This is a genomic window from Psychrobacter sp. UBA5136, from assembly GCF_002414005.1.
Taxonomy (GTDB): Bacteria; Pseudomonadota; Gammaproteobacteria; order Pseudomonadales; family Moraxellaceae; genus Psychrobacter.
The window spans coordinates 49,259-73,506 of sequence record NZ_DHYG01000003.1 but is presented as its reverse complement, the minus strand read 5'-3'; the positions used below and the strand labels follow the sequence as shown (position 1 = coordinate 73,506).

The following is a 24,248-nucleotide window of genomic DNA, read 5'->3' as shown; positions in this document are numbered from 1 at the left end:
CCATTGAAGAGGGACTAAAATTAAAATGTATGGCGAGCAATACGACCGTCAGTATTAAAACAAAAATTTCTGGATAATCGAAACGATAGGCATTAGTGTTATTACTACCCTGTACAGAAATCTTTGGGCTTGGGGTGTCGAAAAATGCCATGGTCAATATACGCCTAAAGGACAGCTATCAAATATTTTAAAAAAAATTAAAATAAAGCTTATTTTATCATGCATTTATTAAGTGTTACTTAGATTGATAAGTAGAATGCCTTTATAAACAACTGATGATATAAGTGGCTAGTAAATTTGTTTATTATACGGATTTATTGCTGCCGTACCTAGGACAATGGTAAGCAAAAGCATACCACTTGTCGCTCATTTACCCAAAACGCTCTATAAATCTAAATCACAGTAGACGCGTTTTGCTTTACCGATAATAACAAAAACAAAAAAACAAGAGCAAAAAAGTCAGATAATGGCTATCTGACTTTTGCATAATGAAAAATTAGTAAGCGCCAAAACGCGACGAATGTTCAAATAAAAGTAATTATTGCACGCTAAAACTATTAGAAACGCCTGAATACGGTTTAATTTTATGCGTCCAGCCATTTTTCCAGTCGCCTTGATGGAGCAAGCGATAAGTACCAGCTGGGGTATCATCAGCAATCCGCCAATCAATAATGGCTTTACTGTACGCTGCCCCTTCGCGCTGCCACGTATAGGTGGTGTCAAAGTCGCTATCGCTTAGATAGTCTACCCACTGCCCTTTTTCAAAACGCTGCACTTTTAAAAAGCTGTCTTCGGTACGTAGATTGTTTTTAGGATGGGCGCCGCGGAACACCGCCGTGGCAGTTTCGCCTTTTTGATAACTGGCCTTGGGCTGAACAAGGGTTTGGCCCCAAACTTGTTTTAAAGGTTTATCATCAAATACCACCCCTGGACGCTCGCTAAAGAATTTACCGGAGCGATCAGGCGGCGTGGCGCTGTCATAGACTTCGGTGCCATCTCGTAACGCTTCAGCCAGCCGTGTATATTCTTGCAAATAAGCCGCCGCTTGATAAGGGCCATACTCAGTGGATGCGCCTTCATAATGCTGAGTGGCAAACTCTTCGCGCGTGGTTAAGTAACCGCTATAGTTATTGGCCAAACCGCTAACAATAACGGTATCGATTCCTGAATCTTTTAGCTGCGCCAATACCGCTACGCGCATCCGGCGTCCGACCATAGTAGTTGGCTCGGCAGGTATAGCAACGATGGCGATATTGCCGATACGCATCAGCTGAACGGGCTGCTGCGTATTAATCCATCCCCAACTGCCAGTGGGCAAGAGTACTTGTTTTTCGGCCTGACAATCATCTTGGCTAACGGATGAGACGATACCAAACGCGCCGCGCGTTAAACTGCCCAAAAAGGATTGATCGATCTTATTGATATCATCATTGATACGGAAGTTTTCTCGGGTCATACCTTCATAAATGCCGGGTATGTTCGATGGGCCATTCTCCCCGCCAGCAGCAAACGAGTAACCGCGAGCAGGCATACAGAGCACTTTATTGCCCGCGCCATTGGTAAATTTGCCATCGACTTGATAGCCTTTTATTTGCCATCGACTTGATAGCCTTTTAAGTCAACCCAGCGCGCGCGTACATCCACAGGACCAGTAACGGGCGCACCTTGTTGCCAAAGCTCAACCGCTTTATCTAGCTGCATCTGCCCGTCACGTCTGACATTTTCCCACTCGTTATCACTACCTTGAAAGCCCGGTTTAGAATTGGCATTTCCACCTGCCGCCAGCACATCACCCTCATCAGCATTGGCAAAAGCTGCCACAAACGGCTTGTCTGATTCTCCGCCAAAAATCTTTTCCGCACCGCGCTGGGCAAAACCTTTATTATCCGCGCTCAAGTGCATAAATTTATTACTAAAACTGGTTGGATGCAGTGCAAACCAATTAATCAATCCCACGGGCGAGCCATCAGCGGCGTTGAGGCGCAGCTGGGTCATGGTTTCATTGACATTACTATCAAAGTCTTTGGCGTCGATATTACTGTTATAGGCAAATTCTGAGCGATTGACCGTCGCGCCCTTGAGCTCGCCTTGCGCCAAAGAGAGTGTCCCTGGCGTCAAGCTATCGTGCGCACGCTTAATTGAGGTGACAATGCCATTGACGATAGCATTGAAATTTTGGCTGCTATAGCCTGCTAAGGTGTCATCGGTACTGGCAATTTGGTACAGCTGCTGATGTGAGTAGCCAGCATTGCCCACGTGAGTATGAGTGGCAGTGAGCATGACATTGTCATCGTTATATAAGTCGCCATAATCCGCTTTTAGGCGCTTAATGACCTCAAGTTTTACCGCGGTAAACATGGCACCCATATCGGCAGATACATAGACGACACGTTTGTCCGCATTTTTATCCGCTTCCCCGATAATAAAAGCATGCGAGTATAAACGGTCGTTGATACCTTGTACCACTTGACCTGCGGCATAACCAAACATGCCGGTCTCGGCAGCAGCACCGGTGATATCAGCCTTACCGCTACCTACCAAATACTGGCTTGTTGGCATCGCCCTCATAGACATGGCAGAGGCGCTATGATTTAACGTGACAGAGCTGACCGCTGTGGCAGGAGTACTTTTGGTAATGATTTGTCCCGAATCAGACGTGGCTGAAGCGGCATGTATCGACGCAGATTGTGCTGATGCAGATTCCGTTGAATCCGTATTACATGCAGTGAGGCTGAGTACCGTGGTACAAATAGAGATGAGTAACATAGACGGTCGTAATAACGCTGGAGAAATAGAGGAAGTAGTCATTTGTTATCCTTAACATAGAGTAAAATCCTAAATTGAAAAAACTCAATCTAAAATTAAATAACTCAGCCCTTTTTAAAGTATCAAACCAACCTTTATGATTGACTCGTAAAAAAACGACACTGAGCGGATAAGTTGGCTATATCCATTTAACCAACTCTCCCTCTAATATAACGAATAACAAACAAATGTGAAATATTTTATGGTAACAGAATCTTCAATCACTATTAAAGCCAACTTCACTACTGTTTTACTCTAGACAAAACTATTTAAATAAAACTCCTTGAGTAGTAAATACTAAAGCGACATTTACAGACCTTCATTTAAAGCTTGATTACATTTGCCAATCAAACGGCATTTGATGATGACCACGCAGCGCCATCATGAGCGTTTGCTGCATTTGCGCCAACACTTCTTTGGTATAAGGTACGGCAGGAACGCCCCATACTGGATTTGGCCATTGCACATCGTTTTGATAGCGCACGATATGATGAAAATGTAGCTGCGGTACTTGATTACCAAGGGCGGCGACATTCATTTTATCCGCTTGAAACGTCTTGGCAAGTTGACTTGATAACCAGCTCGACTCACGCAAAAACTGCGCTTGATCCGCCTCAGACAGCTCGTACAATTCTTTGATACCTGATACCCGCGGCACCAATATCAACCACGGAAATTGACAATCATTGATTAAACGACAGGTTGATAATGGGAAATCACCCACTAAAAAACTGTCAGCGGCAAGTTTGTGATGAAGTTGGAACATAATGACGGTTCTCTTGTTATGATGCTTAAATAAAAGGAATTAAAATACAGAAAAGCAGTAATGAATTTACTAAATATAAGATGTCGTTATTTTATCAGTTATCCAGCCGATAAAATAGCGCCGTGACGGATTGTCTTAAGGCTTGACCTTTACCTTACTTAAATTATTTCGCGGCGCTGCCTAGGACATGACCTAGTTTAACGTTACAAATCAATAAAGCTAAGCAGACTCCGCCACCATGTGCTCGCTAAAATAGCGTAATAGCTCTTGAATCACGTTGACGCGCTGCTGCGGGGTTGCCAACTTATCAGCATCTTGATAACGAATACCAGAGGCGCCATTCATCCGATAACGCTGCCCGTCCTTTTGAATGAGCTTAATAATTGCTAAGGCATCGACTGGGGTATCAGGTGCAAACTCTAGTGTTAGGCTGCTGCTGTTGGCATCGATTTTATTAATCTTCAACGGTTCAGCTTGTATACGCAGTCCATGAACAGCAAACAACTGCTTGGTCTGATCGGGCAGCGTCCCAAAACGGTCAATCATTTCGGTACGAATATCGGTCAATGCCTCTTTGTCTTCGGCATTACTGATACGTTTGTAAAACAATAAACGCTGATGCACATCATGCAAATATTCTTCTGGTATTAGCGCCGAGCTGTGCAAATTGATTTCACTGGTCAATGACAGTGGCGTGTTTAAGTCAGGTTCTTTACCAGCTTTAATTGCTTTCGTCGCCCGCTCCAGCATATCCATATATAAACTAAAGCCAATCGCTTGCATGTTACCGCTTTGCTGCTTACCCAGGATTTCACCCGCGCCGCGAATCTCTAAATCTTCACTGGCCAGCATAAAGCCTGCGCCCAAAGTATTGGCGCGCTCAATCGCGTGCAGACGGCGCTTAGCATCGCCTTTCAAACCTTTAATAGATGGTACTAGCAAGTAACAATAGGCTTGGTGATGACTGCGACCAACGCGGCCTCGTAGCTGATGCAATTGCGCTAAGCCAAACTTATCGGCGCGCTCAATGATAATGGTATTGGCATTGGGCACATCAATACCGGTTTCGATGATGGTCGAGCACACCAGTACGTTGAACTTTTTATGATAAAACTGCTCCATCACTTGCTCAAGTTGGCGCTCTTGCATTTGTCCATGCGCGACCCCTACTCGTGCTTCGGGCACCAGTTCACGGACGGTTTCTGCCATGCGCTCAATACTTGCTACATCGTTATGCAACAGATAAACCTGACCGCCGCGCAGTAGCTCACGCAAGATAGCTTCTTTTAATAAGGCATCGGTCTTTTGCATGACAAAGGTTTTAATTGCGAGGCGGCGTTCTGGCGGTGTGGCGATAATCGACATATCTCGCATACCTGAGAGCGCCATATTAAGCGTACGCGGAATCGGCGTTGCTGTCATCGACATGCTATCCACATTGGTCTGAATCGCCTTAATACGCTCTTTATGACGCACGCCAAAACGGTGCTCTTCATCCACAATCATCAGCCCTAAATTGGCAAATTTTACATCAGGTTGCAATAATTTATGCGTGCCAATCACAATATCGACTTTTCCTGCTGCCAAATCAGCCAACACCGTATCTTGATGTTTTTTACCACCAAAGCGTGACAAGGTTTCAATACGTACTGGCCAATCCGCAAAACGGTCACGGAAATTGTCTTCGTGCTGACCTGCTAGCAACGTCGTCGGTACCAATACCGCTACTTGATAGCCTGCGCTGACCGCAATAAAGGCCGCACGCATCGCCACTTCTGTTTTACCGAAACCAACATCGCCACAAATAAGACGATCCATCGGTTGGTTTTGTCTCATGTCTTCCATCACCGCATGAATGGCATTGGCTTGGTCGGGCGTTTCTTCAAAGGCAAACTGACTGGCAAACAGCTCATACTGCGATGGGTCTATTTTAAAATGAATGCCGACTTTTGCTTCGCGCCGAGCTTGCATGTTAAGTAGCTCAGCGGCGACATCATGGATTTGCTCAAGCGCTTTTTGCTTGGCTTTGTCCCATTTACCGCTACCAATTTTGTGTAGTGGCGCAAGTGCTGGATCACCGCCGCTATAGCGATTGATCATTTGCAAATTGGCAACTGGCACGTAAATACTGGCATCATCCGCGTATTTTAAGTGGATAAACTCTTGCTCACCGTCGCCGACATCGAGCGTAATCAAGCCGTTATAGCGTCCAATACCATGCTCGATATGCACCACTGGGCTGCCTTCGGTTATTTCGGTGACGCTTTTAACCAAGAATTCTTCTGACACACCGCTTTGGCGGCGTCGGCGTGTTTGTAGTACTTGCCGGCCAAATAATTGCGTCTCACTAATCACGACCAAGCGCTCAGGGACATAAACCCCGCGCTCAATGGGCGCAGTAGTTAGTCCGACTTGCGGTAGCTTATTATCACTATTTTTCGCTTTATCCGCTGCTAAAAACGCTTCAAAGCTATCGTAAGCTTTGACATCGATTTTACCTTTAAACAGCTCGATGAGAATTTCACGGCGACCAGCCGTTTCCGCTACTACTAATACTGGCGTCGATGTTTGCGCTTGCAGGTCTAAAAACGCTAACAACTCAGTGAGAGGCTCAGCTTTTTGATGATTGACGGGCAATTGTGGCGGCTCTTGCGCGCTTAGCGTCACCAGTCCTTGCTGTTTTTTTGGCGTCTGTTGCTGTTTTTTAGGCTGTTGTTCAGGCGCTAAGGTTGCATCATCGCTATCAATCGCGGCAACATCGGTCATGGTCGCCAGCTCATTACGCGCACTTAAAATCACGCGTGGATAATGATTGAGATGCTCATTTAAGGTATTTGCTAATAAATACAACCATTCAGGGGCGACGATAGGCTTATCGATATCATGACGGCGCTCTTCATAGCGGCGCTGGATTTGTGACCAATAATCGGCCTGTTTTTCGCTAATCAATTCATCAGTAATAAATATGGCATCGCTCGGCAAGTAAGAAAATAAACTACTCTCTGCCTCCCACTCCTTTAAATCAAAAAATAACGGCTGATAGTATTCAAGCCCGCTGCTAGCGATACCGGCCATCACGTCTTTATGCAGCTCAGATTTGCGGCTACTGGCATTGGGGAACATCGCCGCAAAGTTGGTGCGAAACGTCTCGCGCCCTTCATCGAGCGGAAACTCTTTGGCCGGTAGTATTTGAAACTGCTCAATAGGTTTTGAAAGATCAGGCAATTTATGCAGCAGTGCCAGCGACTCTTTAGTCATACTGCTATCATTGCCGCTCATCATGGTTTTTAGGTCATCGGTGGTTAACGTTCGCTGCGTCTGCGGGTTAAAGAAGCGAATGGTTTCAATTTCGTCGTCAAATAAATCAAGACGTAGCGGAAATGGCTGACCCATCGCAAAGATATCAATGATACTACCGCGTACGGCAAATTCGCCCGGCTCAAAGACATTTTCAACCGCGCGGTAACCAGCCTTTGCCAATAATTCACGCTGGGTATTGATATCAAATCGATCGCCAACACTCAAATCAAAGTGCTGCCCGATCAACCAGCTTGGCGGAGCAACCCGTTGCATCAGCGTCTGTACCGATATCAGTAATAGCCCCTTACTCGGCATATCGGTTAATAAATTGATGCGCTCGCTGACGATATCTTGATGCGGTGATAGCTCATCATAAGTCAGCGTTTCCCAATCGGGGAACACATAGGCATCGACGCCGCAAAATGCCAACTCCGTTTCTATTTGGTTGAGCTGATTTTGGTCACGCGTCACCACGACTTTTAGACGGTCGGTCACATCCCACAGCGGCGTTTGCACGAGACTTGCTAGCCACAAGCTACTAATTGCCCCATGCACAGGCGCCAGCCAGCGCCGCTCGGCATTCTGGATAGGAAATAACTGCTGATTAATAAGATCAAAGGCGTCGGTCAAAGCAGGGATAGGCATAAAGGATAGAATCGAAGTTAAGGGTCAGAAAGCTATTATACGAATATTTGCGCAATTACCAAAATTTATGCCGTAACGGTTTGTCACTTAGCATTTTTATAAAAAGACAAAGGCTGAAATACTCGATAAAATCATTGTTTAACTAGAAAAACAGCGCTAGCAAACGCAAAAACCTCAACGCTTAGGCTGAGGCTTTTAGTGGTTATTGGTTGGGCTAAGCTGCTCAGGTTATAGATTTAGGTTTAGGTTTAAATTAAAGGTTTATCACTTGCGATAATGCCGTTATTGTCGGCATAAATAAACATGCCTGAGTTCAAGGTTAAATCGCCAAAGCTAATTTCGATATCGGTTTGGCCTTCATCGCGGCGATTTGATTTGCGCGGGATGCAACCAAGTGCCATAACGCCGATATCCATTTGCGCCATATCATCAACATCGCGAACACAACCATACACAATGACTCCTGCCCAGCCATTATCAATCGCAGATTGGGCGATCATATCACCAAGCAGCGCGCAGCGCATCGAACCGCCGCCGTCAACGATCAAGACTTTGCCGTTGCCGTCCTTGTCTTTGCCATCGCTATTTAATAGGGATTTTACGCGGCTATTGTCTTCAAAGCATTTTACCGTCACGATTTCACCGCAAAACCTGTCTTTGCCGCCAAAGCTATAAAACGATTTGCCTTCGATATTGGGCAAGCATACCTGTGATTCAGGATTGGCATCCAATAAATCACAAGTGACAAAGTTGTCTTTATTCATTGTATTTACTGCTAGCATGTCTGACATCGTGACGCTCCTTGTTAAGTTAAATGGTTAAATAATTGAACTATCAGTCGTGAAATTTAAATTTTTATTAGTTTATACTTAGGTTACATTTATGCTTAGGCTATTTTTTAACCTTAGTCATCGCCAGCATTTGCTTATTTTCGATAATGTCTGTCGTTTGAATGGCTGGCTCAGTGCGATATTTATTGCGCTCATAAATATCATGCGCACTCATCGCCATGGCACTGGCAACGCGCTTTGCAGAAATAGGATGCAAGGATAACGACTCGGACACCAATGGCGAGACAAGCTTAAAGGCTTTTTGACCAAAACTTTCGAGCGGGCGACCTTTATGCTTACCAAGTAATAAAGATGGGCGCAGAATCACCAACTGGGTAAAACCCAGCGCCATAATAGATTGCTCGGTTTGCGCTTTGACTCGGTTGTACAAAAAACGGCTATCAATATCGGCATTCATTGAGGACAGTAAAAAGAAGTTTTCAACGCCTTTAGCACGGCATAATTTGGCAAAATTGACGTTATAATCATGGTCGACTTTTCGAAAGGCTTCATCACTACCCGCTTGCTTTTTTGTGGTGCCAAGGCAGCTAAAAGCGTCTGTTTTACGATCGACGCCGACGCTTGCAAATATTTCAGCCAAGTTATCAAAATCACTCACCTGATAAAAACGCATACTGGCATTGATATAGCGTGGCGGACGGCGTGCAATCACAATCAACGTGTCATAAAGCTCACTAAGCTGCTTAACAAGATGCTGCCCTACCAATCCGGTTGCGCCAATTACAATTGCTTTTCGCTGCATAGCCTATCCATTTTTATCATGTTGGAGTATTTGTAATGCTGAGACGTTATATCTTTTAGAACTCTATTGCTTTTGTATCATACCTAAATTAAGAGAGAACTAACGCTATTCTACACAATTTATTGTAAGAGATTTTATCAGCGCCAAGGTTTATAGCGCCAGTTAAGACTTTAAGCCAGTATTTTGGTGAGCGACTTTGCTCGTTAGGATGATAGCTCACTAGGTTAATAATTCGCTTATTAAAACGCTAAAAATCGGTCATCTATGGCTTAGGATAACTTCTTTTAGCATTAATCATCAAATATATTGTTCTGGGCGCAATAATTTGCTAAGATAACCGGCTTTACACGTCAACGCTGTTTAATTATTCCAAACAGTTCTGGCGCGTGCGATGCTCTATTACTATTTGGCACTTTAAATCATAGATAAGTGCCCTAATAACAGACATCGACATCATGTTTGGCGAGAGGCTGCTCGTCACCGATGATTGTTAAACCCATTATTGCAATCAACATTCCTATTTTTATCTGTCTTTATCAAGGAGATACGCGTGGCTAATACTGCACAAGCTCGTAAACGCGCCCGTCAAAACACCAAACGTCGTCAGAACTCTGCGTCACAACGCTCTATGGTTCGTACTTATTTAAAACGTGTTGATGCGGCTATCGCGGCTAAAGATTATGACGCGGCTACCGAAGCTTACAAAAAAGCGGTACCGGTTCTTGATCGTATGGCTGACAAAGGTATTATTCATAAGAATAAAGCTGCTCGTCGTAAGAGCCGCCTAAACAAAACCATCAAAGGCTTACAAGCTTAAGATCGTTCACGTTTAGACCGCATGACGCTTTGATAGCATCATGACCAAAACCTTGCTACTGGTTTTCATACTGGGGCAAGGTTTTTTTATGCCTGCTCGAAAGTGAACAGTTGAAAGTGAACCGTTAAAAGCTAGCTGTTAAAAATATTAAACGCGTAGTAAAATGCTTAGGTCCATTTTACTTCTGGCGGTAACAGCAGTTTACTCGGGTGAAAGCCTGCGGCGCGGTAACCTTGCAATAAATCGCTGATTGGGCGGATATAGACTTTACCACGCCAAACGAAATACGCACTGGCCTGCTCAAATGGCTTATCATCAAACCATAAAAACACACCTTCCATCATCTTTGGCCAATCATTCCAATTAATCTCAGCCACGTCTAGCATCACCGCCAAAAATGCCGATAGCAAAGTATCATGGCTGACGGCGAGCATTAAATGCCCCTGCTTAGGTTGGTTTTGATAAAACAGCGACAAAATATCAAGACCCCCTTGATAAGCGTTTTTAGTGCCTTCAAGGTTGCCCTGTAAGAAGCGATTGATAAAATTAAGGACGCCAATTTCTTTAAAAATGGGGTTAGCAATGTCCGGCTCGGTCACAAGGCTACCGGGTTCAACCAACAACGACTGATGGGCAATATCACGTCGTAGCCCCGCCCCTTCTTGCATCAGCTGTGCGGTATCAATACAGCGGCCAATCGGACTTGAGATACTATCGACATCGAGCGAATACGGCAGATGCTCTGCCAGCCAGCGACCCCAAGACTTTGCTAATACGCGGCCTTTGGGCGTCAGCGGCAACTGATAACTAGCAAAACCATTACCATCAGAGCGCTCACGCAATGAGTGTCTGGTAAATAAAATCAGCCTTTTATCCGCCGGCAGCAAGCCAACCGAAGACATCATACTGTCGGGTAAGTGAGAAGGCGCAGGTGCGCTTGGCCGGTGGCTAACAGACTTTTCAGCCGGTAGTCTTGCTGGGATTTTATTAGGTATTTTACTCATGGTAGTAAGCGTAGCAGATTTTTTAATAGGAATGAACAAAATATAAAGTCAGTTGCAATATAGCTGATGCTTTTAAGTCTTGCTATAGACGCTTGGTTAAAATGGCTTATCCGATATCCACTACTTTGTTCCAGATGAATGCCAACTCGGTACTGCTCACTTCATTGGGATAAGCGCGCGGATTGACTATCACCCTTGTTTTGTTAATTTGATAATCAAAGGCTTCATGCGTATGTCCGTGCACCCAAAGGGCAGGCGCCCAATCCTCATGCATCCAGCTTGATAAATCACTGACAAAGGCGGCGTTACTCGGTAAGTTAGCAAATTTTTCAGAGACCGATAACGGACTGATACTATGATGGCTCATGACAACGGTTTTTTTGCCCAATGCTTTGGCAGTCATCAGGGCCTGCTGCAGCCATTGACGGTGCTGAGCATGAATTTGCATCGATACTTCGGGTGAAAATAGCTCGCTACCGGCATAAATTTGTTTATAGTCGCGCATAAAACGCCTAGCAGCTGCCATGGTGTCGGCATTGGCTTGATACTGATAATCCGTCCACAACGTACAGCCTAAAATCCGCACCTCACCGATATCAATATGCTGACACTGTAAGACGCGCACGCCTTGCTGTAACTCGGTATTGTAATTGTCCCAAGTTGCGAGCTTTTTATCAAAATGCAGCACATCTTCGCCGAAGTATTCATGATTGCCCGCGATGGTAAGCAAAGGCACCTGTAAGTGCGCTGCTTGCTCTTGTAGCCATGGCATACCGCTATCGCTATTGGCAGTGTCTCCCGCTACTAGCACCACGTCTGCGTCCGTTTTAGGGATGCGCCCTAGCGGATGCGACTGCCGCGCATAACTATCAATATGTAAGTCGCTCAAAATCTGTAATTTCATAGCATCTACTATTATTTAATCACACTGTTTGCAAAGAATTGCCCTTTTCTAAGCCCACTACCTAAGACTCTTATGAGCATAGACTTAACCAGTGTAGCACCTTTTTGTTGGGCGGCAAAAAGTAAAAAAGACAGCGGATTAGGCTGTCTTTTTATGTTTCTGTCAATCTCTAGCGCTAAATACCGTTAAATATCAATTGTAATTTAGCCGCAGGGTCTGCTGCTTGCGTAATTGAACGGCCTATCACCAAATAATCAGAGCCATCTGTCAACGCTTGTTGCGGCGTACAGATGCGTTTTTGATCATCCGCATTGTCGTCTAGTAAACGAATACCCGGGGTGACGAGCTTAAAGTCTTGACCACATAATGCCTTAAGTGTCTTGGCCTCTTGCGCTGAGCAAACCACGCCATCAAGCCCAGCTTGCTTGGTCAATTGTGCCAAACGGCTCACTTGTGCATCTAAGCCATCAGTGATACCCGTTTGTATGAGTGCTTGATTGTCCATAGAAGTCAGCACAGTAACGGCAATCAGCAATGTCTCAAAATTACCGTCCATCAAACGCTGCTTGGCCAATGACATCGCCTCTAAGCCCGCGCTCGCATGCACGTTGACCATCCATACGCCAAGCTCGGCCGCTGCTAACACCGCTTGTGCTGTGGTATTCGGAATGTCGTGGAATTTCAAGTCCAAAAACACGTCAAAATCCCGCTGCTGTAGCGCTTTGACTATCTCTGGACCGCAGCGGGTAAACAGCTCTTTCCCTACTTTTAACCGACATAATGCTGGATCTAATTGGTCCGCCAGCGCTAAAGAGGCATCTTTAGTCATATTATCCAGTGCAACGATGACTGGAGAATTGATGGTGTTGTTCATAGTTGCGCCACTTTTTATCAGTTTATTAAATGATTATATAAATGTACTAATACAAAATGCTTGGTCAGCACTCAATAATCGCGCTTTTGCTTGGTTAAAGACGCACTGTCGTCTGGGTTAGTCAGGCTACTATCGTGCCCATTGCTCGCTGCGGCACTATAAACCGCCTCTTGTACCGACGGCGCGTTCGCTTGCCGGTCAATGACGATATTGGCTTGCGTCACCTGCTCTTGTAAATTGGCATTCAATTTTTGCAGACGCGAGATTTCCCACTTATTTTGTAGGACACGAAAAACGAGCAACGCAAGTAGCATCCCAATAACGATACCTAATATTAAGCAAAGGATCAGCAATAAGCCCAAATTCATCGTCGGTGCTTGTGAAAATAGCAGGTTCACCCCGACTTCCGTATTATTGGCCAATACCAAACCAAGCGCATAAGCAAAGCTTAAAAACAGTAATACCAGCAGTAAAATGCGCATCAGACGTCTCCTTTTTTGTTGAAGCGTGTGAACCGTTTAACAAAGAACGCAACATGCTGACGGCTCCGCTTTATTAACCGTTTGCTACCTTATCATTGACGGCTTCCCGTAGAGCTTTGCCGGGTTTAAAGTGTGGAATCGCTTTGGCAGGTACGGGTACGCTTTCACCCGTCTTAGGGTTGCGTCCCATACGGGCGCGGCGATGATGAAGACAAAAACTACCAAAGCCGCGCACCTCTACACGCCCGTCATTGGCTAATGTATCGGTCATCAAATTTAATATTTCGCGTACTGCATCATCGACAACGGTATCCGTTATGTTGTCACAATTCGCACTCAGATTACTAATAAATTCGGACTTGTTAATTGCTTGCTGCATTATCACAGGGACCTTGTAAATTAATAGATAAGTTGGCCGTGAGCTAAACCCAAAGCTTTAAAAAACGATAGAGAAAGAAATAACTTAAGTTTATAGGCTTAAGATAACAACATCCAAACACCTATCAAATACTGATGTATCAATGATAAAAACCTCTTAACTTAACCCAAACTCGTTATCGTTAAGTAGCGATCAGGCTATTCATCATTTTACAGCTATTTAGGTTTACCTTCACATCTCGTTATTCAGTGTTGCAAATGATAGCGGATATCAGGATAAATGAAAATAAGAGTTTCCTTTTTTACCGAAAATCTTTAAGCATTCTGGCGCATCCGCAAATCTAAACATAAAAAAAAGCGACCGGAGTCGCTTTCTTTTTATAGTATAACTATCTTAACAATCTACAACTTACTGCATCTGTTCTTTGATCAAGTCACCAATGGTTTTTGGCTGTGCATCAGAACCAGCAGCAGCAGTCGTGCCAGAGCTTCCCAATTCTTTAATCGCTTGGCGCTCTTCAGCTTCGTCTTTTGCTTTGATTGACAAGTTGATGTTACGAGTCTTGCGATCCACACTGATGATTTTTGCTTCAACGTCATCACCAACAGACAGATGCTTAGTTGCATCTTCAACGCGGTCACGTTGAATCTCAGAGGCACGTAAGTAAGCTTCTACTTCGTCAGCAAGCTCAATAGTAGCGCCTTTAGCGTCTACTTCTTTTACTTTACCATTAACGATAGCACCGCGGTCATTGTTGACTAGATATTCGTTGAATGGATCAGAGCTTAACTGTTTGATGCCTAAGCTGATACGGTTGGCTTCTGAATCTACAGACAGTACCATTGCTTCGACGGTGTCGCCTTTATTGTAGTTACGGATAGCTTCTTCGCCAGTTTCGTTCCAAGAGATATCAGACAAGTGCACAAGACCATCGATACCACCGTCTAGACCGATAAAGATACCAAAGTCAGTGATAGATTTGATCGTACCAGTGATTTTATCACCGCGCTCATGTTTCTTATCAAACTCATCCCATGGATTGGCTAAGGTTTGTTTGATACCCAAGCTGATACGGCGACGCTCTTCGTCGATATCAAGAATCATCACTTCAACTTCATCACCCACTTGTACAACTTTTGATGGATGGATGTTTTTGTTGGTGTGATCCATTTCTGATACGTGTACTAGACCTTCGATACCTTCAGAAATTTCAGCGAAGCAACCATAATCAGTTAGGTTGGTGACGCGTGCTTTAACCACGCTACCTACTGGATAGGTGCCACCAACGTTATCCCAAGGATCGGTACCAAGTTGTTTTAGACCTAGGCTGACGCGATTGCGCTCACGGTCAAACTTCAATACTTTAACTTTTAGGTCTTGACCAACTTCAACCACCTCAGATGGGTGCTTGATGCGGCGCCATGCCATATCAGTGATGTGTAGTAGACCATCAATACCGCCAAGATCAACGAATGCACCGTAATCAGTTAGGTTCTTAACGATACCTTCGATCTCAATACCTTCTTCAAGCTTGTTCAATAGCTCTTCACGCTCAGCTGAATTCTCAGCTTCCATAACAGCGCGGCGACTTACCACAACGTTGTTACGTTTTTGATCTAGTTTGATAACTTTAAATTCTAGCTCTTTGCCTTCTAGATGCGTGGTATCACGAATCGGACGGACGTCTACCAATGAACCTGGTAGGAACGCGCGAACTGAACCGATATCAACGGTAAAGCCGCCTTTTACTTTGCTAGAAATAATACCTTTTACAATCTCATCATTGTCAGAGATTTTCTCAAGGAAATTCCAAGTCTCAACGCGTTTGGCTTTTTCGCGCGACAGTAAGGTTTGACCCATACCGTTATCAACCGCTTCAACCACGACGTCAACTGTGTCGCCAACTTCAACTTCAAGTTCGCCTTCTTCGCTTAAAAACTCTTCACGAGCGACGATACCTTCAGATTTTAGACCTGTATCAACAGTGATCCAGTCGCTATCGATGGCAACAACAGTTCCTGTGATAACCGAGCCACGCTCGATATCAAGACCTGTTTCTTCGATGCTCGCTTCAAATAGTTCAGCAAATGATTCCATTATGTCTACCTTTGTATAGCCGTATCCTGTCCAGCACAGTACGGATCAAATTTATGACTGTATAAAACGAAATACTGGTTTTATATCTTATATAGCCATATAAAAAAACGTTTGTTGCTAATAAGCGAATTTTAGCGAACTCACTAGCAACAACGGTCTTACTTATATTTATACAATTTTATACTAAAATGGCCCTGATAGGAAATCTTTTAGTACTTAATATGTTGTTTTTATTACTGTTTAAAACAAATACCTTTATCCTGACAATGTCTTTTTACCAGCTCATAAACCGCATCAGCGTCTAGGTTTGAGCTATCCAGCACTAATGCATCTTCTGCAGGCTTTGATGGCGCTGCTTCTCGGTTTTCATCACGCTCATCACGGGCTTTAATCGTCGTAAGAATCGCATCAAAATCTGCCGTTTGACCAGCCTTTAAAAGCTGTGTGACACGGCGCTCAGCACGGGCTTTGGCACTTGCCGTCAGATAGACCTTAACATCGGCATCTGGAAAAACCACTGTGCCCATGTCGCGCCCATCAGCAACCAGTCCTGATTGGGTCGCCATGTCTTGCTGCAGTTTGAGCAACGCTTGACGCACCTTTGGATAGACCGCAACTTGTGAAGCATAACCGCCAACCGTCTCGTTACGTACTTGCTCGCCAATCTTCCCGCCATTGACAATAATATCTATGCGGCCTGACTCACTATTAGGCTCAAAAACAATCTGTAAGCTTTTGGTCAATGCTAACAGCGCCGCCTCATCAATGCTTTGCTTGCCTTCTGTATCCAGCAAACCTGCTTCAAACGCCTTTAGACCAACAATGCGATATAACGCCCCAGAATCTAACAGCTGATACCCTAACGCTTGGGCTAAGCGCCAGGTAACCGTGCCTTTACCCGCCCCGCTTGGACCGTCAATACAGATAACCGGATAGCGCAATGATGGCATGTCCCTATTATCATTAGCATCAGGTGTGAAGGCAGTCATAACACTCACTTAATCGTTGGCATGGCTTAGGGGTAAATAGAGTAAATTTTACAGGTTTATCAGACGCTTGCACGCCAACAGACTGGTTCGTAAGCAAATAGGGCAATAGTATAGCAAACAAACCTTCTCATCACTAGCAATGACAATAATATCTTGTTAACAGTTGATGCTGACTTTCTATTTTAACGTTTGTTCTTTACTGCTTGCCGGCGCTCACGAAAAAAAGCTTTTAGCATGTGACTACTCTGCTCACGGCACAAGCCTTTATGCACTTGAATACGATGATTATAAAAAGGCTCGGCAGCCAAGTTCATTTGACTGCCCACCATACCTGCCCTTGGTTCACTTGCGGCATAGACAAGCCTATCGACGCGAGCATGAATCAATGCGCCAACACACATGGTACACGGCTCTAAGGTCACATAGAGCGTCGTTTGTAATGGCAAGCGGTAATTGTTTAGACGCGTACAAGCATCGCGTAACGCAACAATTTCAGCATGAGCGGTTGCATCATGACGTCCAATTGGCTCATTAAACCCTTGCCCTATAACCTGCTGCTCATGTACCAATACCGCCCCTACGGGCACTTCTGCACGCTTAGCACCCTGCTCGGCAAGCTCAAGAGCTTTTTGCATCCATTTAACATCTTCATCTGACCAAAACTTACCTGTAGTAAGTTGGCTATGAATTGGCTGATATGGCTGCAAGCTTATATTTTGTATATTTTTCATTTATTGCGGCAACTGCCAATCAATCGGTTTTCGGCCATGCTGTACCAGATAGTCATTGGTTTTAGAAAACGGCTTAGAACCAAAAAACCCACCACGGTTAGCAGCAAGGGGCGATGGATGCACAGCGGTTAAAATTAAATGTTTATCAGTATTGATATATTTGCCCTTTTTCTGGGCTTTACTGCCCCATAAAATAAATACGGTATGCTCTGTTTGCTCATTAACCACATCAATCACCGCATCAGTAAATTGCTCCCAGCCTTTATGTTGATGGCTGTTTGGCTCGCCTTCTTGCACAGTCAGTGAGCTGTTTAATAATAAAACGCCTTGCTGCGCCCAGTAGGTTAAATCACCATGTTTTGAAGGGGCGATACCGATATCATCTGCCATCTCTTTTAGCACGTTGTTTAGGGACGGCGGCTTTGGAATGGTTTTTGGCACAGAAAACGACAGCCCCATTGCTTGACCTGGACGATGGTAAGGGTCCTGACCCAGTATCACGACTTTGACCTGCGATAAAGGCGTCAGATTAAAAGCATTAAACATCAGCGGTGCTGGTGGATAGATACTGTCGTCTGACTGATACGCTTCTTTTAAAAACGCCCGTAAGTCATCCATGTTAGCAGAAGTCAATTCTTCTGCTAGGGCTTTTTTCCAGTCTTCTGGCAAGCGTACATTGTCTAAAATTGCTTTTTTTTGCGCCTCTGTTTTTACAGATTTTTCATCGAACTTTTCCATGATGTGGCCTTTTTTATTTGTTATAGGATAATTGGAGGTACTGTTATTCAATAAATTATAGCAATAAAAAAACGGCTACCATTGTAACCGTTTTATAACGCCGTAACCTTGTTGTTATATCAGTAGCAAGAACTTAGCTGGCTAGTGACTCAGAATCTGGACGCGGCTCATGCGTCTCAACGACCGTTAAGATAATACGGCTGTCTGATGACCCTATATCCGAAGATTTAGCGCTATTTTTCTCAAGCTTAACAGACGCGCCGTCTTGCTCACTATCTTCTTTTGGCTCTAAGCTTAGATGTACGACCCCGCCATTCACCAAGTCACCAAACAAAATCATACTTGCGAGTGGCTTTTTGATCTCGTCTTGAATTAGGCGCTGCATAGGACGCGCGCCCATTAGGCGATCATAACCTTTATCCGCCAAGTAATCACGGACTTCATCGTCAATCTCTAGCGTCACTTGCTTATCATCAAGCTGTACTTGCAGCTCAACCAAGAACTTATCGACCACTGAGACCACGACCGAGGTATCTAACGCGTTAAACTGAATAATCGCATCCAAACGGTTACGGAACTCAGGGGTAAAGACACGTTTGAGCGCTTCTGTATTATCGCGGCTGTGATCTTGCTGGGTAAAGCCCATAGAAGAGCGGCTGATACTTTCAGCACCGACGTTGGTGGTCATGATGATAATGACTTGTTTAAAGATAGCCACGCGGCCATTGTTATCAGTCAAGGTACCATGATCCATGACTTGTAATAACAAGTTAAAGACATCAGGGTGCGCTTTTTCGATTTCATCAAGCAGCAAGACGCAATGCGGATGCTGATTGATTTTTTCGGTTAGCAAACCACCTTGGTCATAACCGACATAACCCGGAGGCGCACCAATCAAACGTGATGCAGTATGCGCTTCCATATACTCTGACATATCAAAGCGTACCAGCTCTACGCCGAGTAAGTTGGCCAGTTGACGCGACACTTCTGTTTTACCAACGCCCGTAGGACCTGCAAACATAAACGAGCCAATTGGTTTATCCGGCGCTTTTAGACCGGCACGCGACAGTTTAATCGCATCCGCCAAGGTTTCAATCGCTTCATCTTGACCAAATACCAAGTGCTTAAGATCACGGTCCAAGTGCTCAAGAATGCTCTTATCGTCACTCGATACTGATTTGGGCGGAATACGCGCAAGCTTAGCAATGATGGCTTCGATATCGGCAACATCGATTTTTATCGGCGCGCGTTTGGCTTTAGATTTTTTAGCGCCACTAGCTTTATCATTGGCTTTTGCCGACTCTGCTTCCGCTTGCATTTCATTGGCAGTGCTTGCGTCATCAAGGCTGTCATCGTCACTATCGCCAGCAAGACCTTCTTCATCGGCCTCGATTTGCGCATCAAAATCTTGCTCTAAATTGGCAATAAAGTTTTCTTCGGCATCAATATCATCCAAATCCGCGACGATGCCCAAGCGCTTATAAGCACCCGCTTCATCGATGACGTCGATGGCTTTATCGGGTAAAAAACGCTCGTGAATGTGTTTGGCCGATAATTGAACGGCGGTTACTAAGGCCTCATCGGTATATTCGACATTATGAAATTCTTCATAACGTGGTTTCAGCCCACGTAAGATATCAATACTGTCATCGACACTTGGTTCTTTTACGTCAATTTTTTGGAAACGACGTGACAAGGCATGATCTTTTTCAAACACTTGACGATATTCAGTAAAGGTCGTTGAACCAATACAGCGCAGCTCACCATTAGCAAGGGCTGGTTTGATTAAGTTTGAGACATCCATATTGCTGCTCATTGACGAGCCTGCGCCAATAATCATATGAATCTCATCAATAAACAAAATCGCATTGGGTTTTTTCTTTAATGCATCAAGTAGCGACTTCATGCGTTTTTCAAAATCACCGCGATACTTAGTACCAGCGATTAATGAGCCAATATCTAGGCTATAAATCACGCAGCCATTTAAAGGTTTTGGTGCTTTATCATTGATAATCAACCACGCCAAACCTTCGGCAATCGAGGTTTTACCAACGCCCGGCTCACCAACAAGTAGGGGATTGTTTTTACGGCGACGGCATAATACTTGGGCGGCGCGCTCAATTTCTGGGCCACGACCAATCAATGGGTCAGTTTTGCCTTCAGCGGCGCGTTGGTTTAAGTTGGTGGCAAATTCAACCAACGGGTCTTTACTGGTTTTTTCTGACGCACTGCGGCGCTCACCAGTCATCGAAGCACGTGGCTCAGATGGCTCGTCCTTATCTTGACCATGTGATAAATACTGGGTCAATTCAAGACGGCTGATGCCCTGCTTTTTAAGCAAATAAACGGCATAGGTGTCATGCTCTGAAAACATGGATACCAAAATATCAGAACCTTCAACCAAACGACCGCCACCGATAGACTGCACGTGGAAAATAGCACGCTGCAAAATACGGTCAAAGCTCTGGGTTGGCTGGGGTGATTGTTCAGAATCTGCGTCTACTGTTGGCGTATGCTTATTGATATAAGCTTCTAGCTCACTACGCAACGTTGACACATTGGCATTGCAAGCAGTCAACGTATTGGCAGCATTGGTATTTTCCAATAATGCCAATAGCAGATGTTCAACAGTGAGATACTCATGCGATTTTTGGCGCGCAAGTGTCATTGCTAAACGCAAAGAAACTTCAAGATGACGACTTAACATAAGGACTTCCTACGGTTGTACCTATCTTATTATTGATAGCTTTATGAATGAGTTAGTAACTAAATCAGGGCGATAGATGGATTGTTCAAGGGCAATGTTGAGATTATTAACAGACATGACTGTACATTATTGAATGATGCCTTCCTTGGCTTGAGTGTTATTTGCGTCTTACCTTTATCTCAACATGATACTTAAACATAGTCAATCTTTTAACGCTTACTAAAATGTATCGAAGTGTCCAGCACGTCTATGATCGGATATAGAATCTCGGATATAACATAAATAACAGACAATAAAGCACTTCAATTAGATATTTTCGAAATTAACGGTTGGCTAGGATAAAAATAAAAAAAGGTCAAAATGACTGGTAGAAAATGAGGGGCTAGATGCCACTAAGTGTACAAGAGTATACTTGAATATATAAGGCTATAGCGGCGCAAAATCAAGTCTGAAATTAAAGGATAGAAAGAGTGAGAGGATAATAATTAAAAGAACTACTACCACACTTATAGGAGATAAGTATTTTAGAGCAAGCCCGTGAATAACACGTCAGGCCTGCTCTATGTTAGAAAGATTTGTTGAGGGATAGAAACGAGAAAACTAAAAAACGGTAAGAATTGAAGAAGAATGAAAACAAAAATACGCTAAAAATTATTCGCCTTGATGCGGCTCGATCTGAGTCAATAAAGGATAACCTTCACGGTGAGCAAGACTATTAACCTTTTTGGCTTTGGTTTCAGCGATGTCTTTAGGATAGACACCAGCAATACCTTTGCTACTATTGTGAATCGTCAGCATAATCTCAACGGCTGTCTCCATGCTGTGACGGAATTCGGACTGCAGCACATAGACGACGAACTCCATCGGAGTGTAGTTATCGTTGTACATGACCACAGCATACATCGGCGGCTTTGCTACTTCTGGCTCTGCCACTAATACATCAGCTTGCGGAGAGGTTTCAGCCTCAGTATCGCCATCTTGCGCCAAATGCAGAGGCATATTTGGAAGATGCCAATCTGCAACGGTGGGCGTCAATTGTAATATGGTTTGTTTTGTCATAATTAAAATATAAATTAACAGAGAGGTTTATAACAGTATAAGGAAGAATGAAAAAGGATCAGCAGACATGTCACATGACATTAAACATTAGGCATAAGCCGTTGGACACAAAAATTTTACAGATGAAAAAATAAAAGCTCAATCAAATACTAAAGGATTAAGGCTCAACGGGGCTTTCATCAAGCTCTGGTAAGTCTAGCAACGACAACGGCATACTATCAACCTTATCGCCAAGCTTCCAGTCATATAACTGCTCTACTTCTTGTCCGCCTGCTTTTAAGTTCAGTTTAACCTGTAAAGGTTTAAAGCCTGCTGGCAGCATAAAACGACCACGAATACGCGCTATGCCTTCAATGGTATAACTTGATGGGTCCAACGGTACTTCTACAAAATCATTGTCATTAAGCAAGGTTAAAGTCGGTTTTAAGCGCTTAGCTTTGCCGTCGCTGGCAAGCATACCAATATCGAAGCCGTATTCAAAAGCATTCTCAGGCAATGGCTCAATCTTAGCGCCCAGTATTTGTAAAGGCATACCGCCTTTCTCGCTAATAATTTCGGCATATATCTCATTAAGCTGTGCCACTTGCTTGCTTTCAACCGTCAGTTCCTGCTGATTTTCGCGCAGCTCTTTTAGGTTTGCCAAGCTTATTTCTAACTCTTGTTTAGCGGTAGCTGCTTCGTTGGCGGCTATTTTGCTACTAAGGCGTAAATCTTTTAGCTCCTGCGTCGCTTCTTGGCTGGTAATAACCGCTTGCTTGGCTTCGGTCTGCATCGAATAGTAGCCACGCTGATAACCAAGCTTATGACCAAATGCCAGACTAACCACGGCCGTTACCAATATCGCCACTACAAATAATGCCAAAACTAAGGTAGAAGCACCTTGCTGTGTACGACTAATAGCACGACTGTTTATCATCGCATCATTGCGGTAATACTTAGAATAAGAGAGATGCGAAACGCGCCCCACATCATAGGAAACAGAGTCTTGGCACGCTAAACGTGCAGGCTGTTGGCAAAGGCGTGGTGCACTCTTCAAACGCATTTAGACGATATCTCTTAACAATAAGGGCAGGTTATTATAGCGGAATTTATAATCAATACCTAGCGCCATTAATATGAAGGATTTGATAGCTAATAAACATCTGTTAAGGAACGATAGGGGCAAAGTTTAAGCCCAGTGTTTCATCGAAACCAAACATCACATTCATATTTTGTACTGCTTGCCCAGCGGCGCCTTTCACCAAATTGTCTTGCACAACAATCACCGTCAGCTCGGCACGCTCATTGTCTTGGTAAATACCAATACGTAAGCGATTACTGGCGCGCACACTGCGCGTATCTGGATAAACGCCTCTTGGCATCACATCAATAAATGGCTCTGCCGCATAGCTTGTCCCAAATACTTGCTGCCAATCAATAGCAGCGCCCGCCTCTGTCAGCTCTAAATGGATGGAGCTCAGCATGCCGCGTATCATCGGTACCAGATGCGGTAAAAAACGAATACGATGGCTAAATTGGCTTTCTAGCAACTGCGCAACGCCTTGCTCAATCTCTGGCAAATGCCGATGACCTTCAACGCTGTAGGCTTTAAAATTGTCTGTCGTTTCAGCATAGTTAAGGGCAAGCTTTGCCTGACGACCTGCACCCGAAACACCAGATTTTGCATCGATAACGATACGTGACTCAACCAACCTCTCTGCTTGCTGATTTTGCGCATCAATAATGGGCTTTAGGCCCAAAATAGCCGTGGTTGGATAGCAGCCAGGGTTGCCAACGACCAAGGCATTGGCAAGTTTTTCTCGATTGATTTCAGGCAAACCATAAACGGCTGTCCTTAACAATTCAGGACACGCATGCGCCTGCTGATACCAATGTTCAAAATCGGCTAATGACTGCAAGCGAAAATCTGCCGCCAAATCAATGACCTTGACGCCCGCTTCGGTTAACGCCTCTGCCTGCTTCATTGCTACGCCATGCGGAGTGGCAAAAAACACCACATCGCATTGTTGTAAGGTAGCAAGCGTCTCATCACCTAAGTCACTAAAAACGATATCTGAGATACCGCGTAAGCTTGGGAATATCTCATCAGCGCGGGTGCCGGCTTCGCTACGCGAGGTGAGCAAATCAATAGACACTTCAGGATGGGCAGATAATAAGCGGATGAGCTCAATACCTGTGTAGCCTGTGCCACCAACAATCGCTGCTGAAATCATAAGATATCCTTTTTTCTCTTAATGCATAAAAATCTTGATAGCTAATCTAGGCAGCCATAAGGTCTAAAGTTAACATTAAACCTTATTAGCTGCTAAATATGAGCGCTATTACTAGCACTGTTAAACGCTCGCTCATTTAATGGTT

Annotated in this window: 20 protein-coding genes; 1 reads left to right on the top strand and 19 read right to left on the bottom strand. The window is 44.4% G+C overall.

The annotated features are described in order from the left end of the window. Positions 1–538 precede the first annotated feature (538 nt). The 6 genes from B4240_RS00620 to B4240_RS00595 form a co-directional block, all read right to left on the bottom strand. Positions 539–1,531 carry a neutral/alkaline non-lysosomal ceramidase C-terminal domain-containing protein gene (locus tag B4240_RS00620; RefSeq protein ID WP_296236261.1) on the bottom strand — a complete coding sequence of 331 codons (993 nt, stop codon included), beginning with the start codon at positions 1,529–1,531 and terminating at the stop codon, positions 539–541. A gap of 56 nt (positions 1,532–1,587) precedes the next feature. Next, the gene (locus tag B4240_RS00615) at positions 1,588–2,808 is read right to left on the bottom strand and encodes a neutral/alkaline non-lysosomal ceramidase N-terminal domain-containing protein (RefSeq protein ID WP_296236260.1); all 1,221 of its coding nucleotides are present in this window, start codon (positions 2,806–2,808) and stop codon (positions 1,588–1,590) included. A gap of 331 nt (positions 2,809–3,139) precedes the next feature. After that, entirely contained in the window at positions 3,140–3,571 is a 432-nt protein-coding gene (locus tag B4240_RS00610; RefSeq protein ID WP_296236259.1) for an HIT domain-containing protein, read from the bottom strand. Positions 3,572–3,790: 219 nt separating this feature from the next. Continuing rightward, complete coding sequence (gene mfd, locus B4240_RS00605; RefSeq protein WP_296236258.1) at positions 3,791–7,516, bottom strand: transcription-repair coupling factor; 3,726 nt, start codon at positions 7,514–7,516, stop codon at positions 3,791–3,793. A gap of 248 nt (positions 7,517–7,764) precedes the next feature. Beyond that, complete coding sequence (gene rraA / locus B4240_RS00600; RefSeq protein WP_296236264.1) at positions 7,765–8,280, bottom strand: ribonuclease E activity regulator RraA; 516 nt, start codon at positions 8,278–8,280, stop codon at positions 7,765–7,767. Positions 8,281–8,407: 127 nt separating this feature from the next. Further along, positions 8,408–9,109 carry an NAD-dependent epimerase/dehydratase family protein gene (locus B4240_RS00595; RefSeq protein WP_296236257.1) on the bottom strand — a complete coding sequence of 234 codons (702 nt, stop codon included), beginning with the start codon at positions 9,107–9,109 and terminating at the stop codon, positions 8,408–8,410. Between the two features lie 550 nt (positions 9,110–9,659). Between B4240_RS00595 and rpsT the strand changes: the two genes are divergently transcribed. Then, positions 9,660–9,926, top strand: coding sequence for a 30S ribosomal protein S20 (rpsT, locus tag B4240_RS00590; RefSeq protein WP_010200097.1), 267 nt, complete (start codon positions 9,660–9,662; stop codon positions 9,924–9,926). Between the two features lie 167 nt (positions 9,927–10,093). On the opposite strand, the gene B4240_RS00585 is transcribed toward rpsT, so the two are convergent. From B4240_RS00585 to argC, 13 genes are all read right to left on the bottom strand, one after another. Beyond that, positions 10,094–10,930 (bottom strand): histidine phosphatase family protein, encoded by an 837-nt coding sequence (locus B4240_RS00585; RefSeq protein WP_296236256.1) that lies wholly within the window; start codon positions 10,928–10,930, stop codon positions 10,094–10,096. 106 nt (positions 10,931–11,036) lie between these two features. Beyond that, the gene (locus tag B4240_RS00580; protein WP_296236255.1) at positions 11,037–11,834 is read right to left on the bottom strand and encodes a metallophosphoesterase; all 798 of its coding nucleotides are present in this window, start codon (positions 11,832–11,834) and stop codon (positions 11,037–11,039) included. Positions 11,835–12,009: 175 nt separating this feature from the next. Then, on the bottom strand, positions 12,010–12,708 hold the full coding sequence (pyrF, locus tag B4240_RS00575; protein ID WP_296236254.1) for an orotidine-5'-phosphate decarboxylase: 699 nt from the start codon (positions 12,706–12,708) through the stop codon (positions 12,010–12,012). A 71-nt stretch (positions 12,709–12,779) separates the two neighbouring features. Further along, positions 12,780–13,190, bottom strand: coding sequence for a lipopolysaccharide assembly protein LapA domain-containing protein (locus tag B4240_RS00570; RefSeq protein ID WP_296236253.1), 411 nt, complete (start codon positions 13,188–13,190; stop codon positions 12,780–12,782). 73 nt (positions 13,191–13,263) lie between these two features. Continuing rightward, entirely contained in the window at positions 13,264–13,569 is a 306-nt protein-coding gene (locus B4240_RS00565; protein WP_296236252.1) for an integration host factor subunit beta, read from the bottom strand. 408 nt (positions 13,570–13,977) lie between these two features. Beyond that, complete coding sequence (gene rpsA / locus B4240_RS00560) at positions 13,978–15,666, bottom strand: 30S ribosomal protein S1 (protein ID WP_296236251.1); 1,689 nt, start codon at positions 15,664–15,666, stop codon at positions 13,978–13,980. Between the two features lie 233 nt (positions 15,667–15,899). After that, the gene (gene cmk / locus B4240_RS00555) at positions 15,900–16,655 is read right to left on the bottom strand and encodes a (d)CMP kinase (RefSeq protein ID WP_296236250.1); all 756 of its coding nucleotides are present in this window, start codon (positions 16,653–16,655) and stop codon (positions 15,900–15,902) included. A gap of 182 nt (positions 16,656–16,837) precedes the next feature. Beyond that, on the bottom strand, positions 16,838–17,386 hold the full coding sequence (gene tadA / locus B4240_RS00550; RefSeq protein ID WP_296236249.1) for a tRNA adenosine(34) deaminase TadA: 549 nt from the start codon (positions 17,384–17,386) through the stop codon (positions 16,838–16,840). Further along, positions 17,387–18,124 (bottom strand): uracil-DNA glycosylase, encoded by a 738-nt coding sequence (locus B4240_RS00545; protein ID WP_296236248.1) that lies wholly within the window; start codon positions 18,122–18,124, stop codon positions 17,387–17,389. It abuts the gene before it with no gap. A 133-nt stretch (positions 18,125–18,257) separates the two neighbouring features. Then, positions 18,258–20,831, bottom strand: a complete 2,574-nt coding sequence (clpA, locus tag B4240_RS00540) for an ATP-dependent Clp protease ATP-binding subunit ClpA (RefSeq protein ID WP_296236247.1) — start codon at positions 20,829–20,831, stop codon at positions 18,258–18,260. 651 nt (positions 20,832–21,482) lie between these two features. After that, positions 21,483–21,890, bottom strand: coding sequence for an ATP-dependent Clp protease adaptor ClpS (locus B4240_RS00535; protein WP_296236246.1), 408 nt, complete (start codon positions 21,888–21,890; stop codon positions 21,483–21,485). Positions 21,891–22,047: 157 nt separating this feature from the next. After that, entirely contained in the window at positions 22,048–22,806 is a 759-nt protein-coding gene (locus tag B4240_RS00530) for a hypothetical protein (RefSeq protein WP_414707058.1), read from the bottom strand. A gap of 229 nt (positions 22,807–23,035) precedes the next feature. Next, the gene (gene argC / locus B4240_RS00525; RefSeq protein ID WP_296236244.1) at positions 23,036–24,103 is read right to left on the bottom strand and encodes an N-acetyl-gamma-glutamyl-phosphate reductase; all 1,068 of its coding nucleotides are present in this window, start codon (positions 24,101–24,103) and stop codon (positions 23,036–23,038) included. Positions 24,104–24,248: the final 145 nt, after the last annotated feature.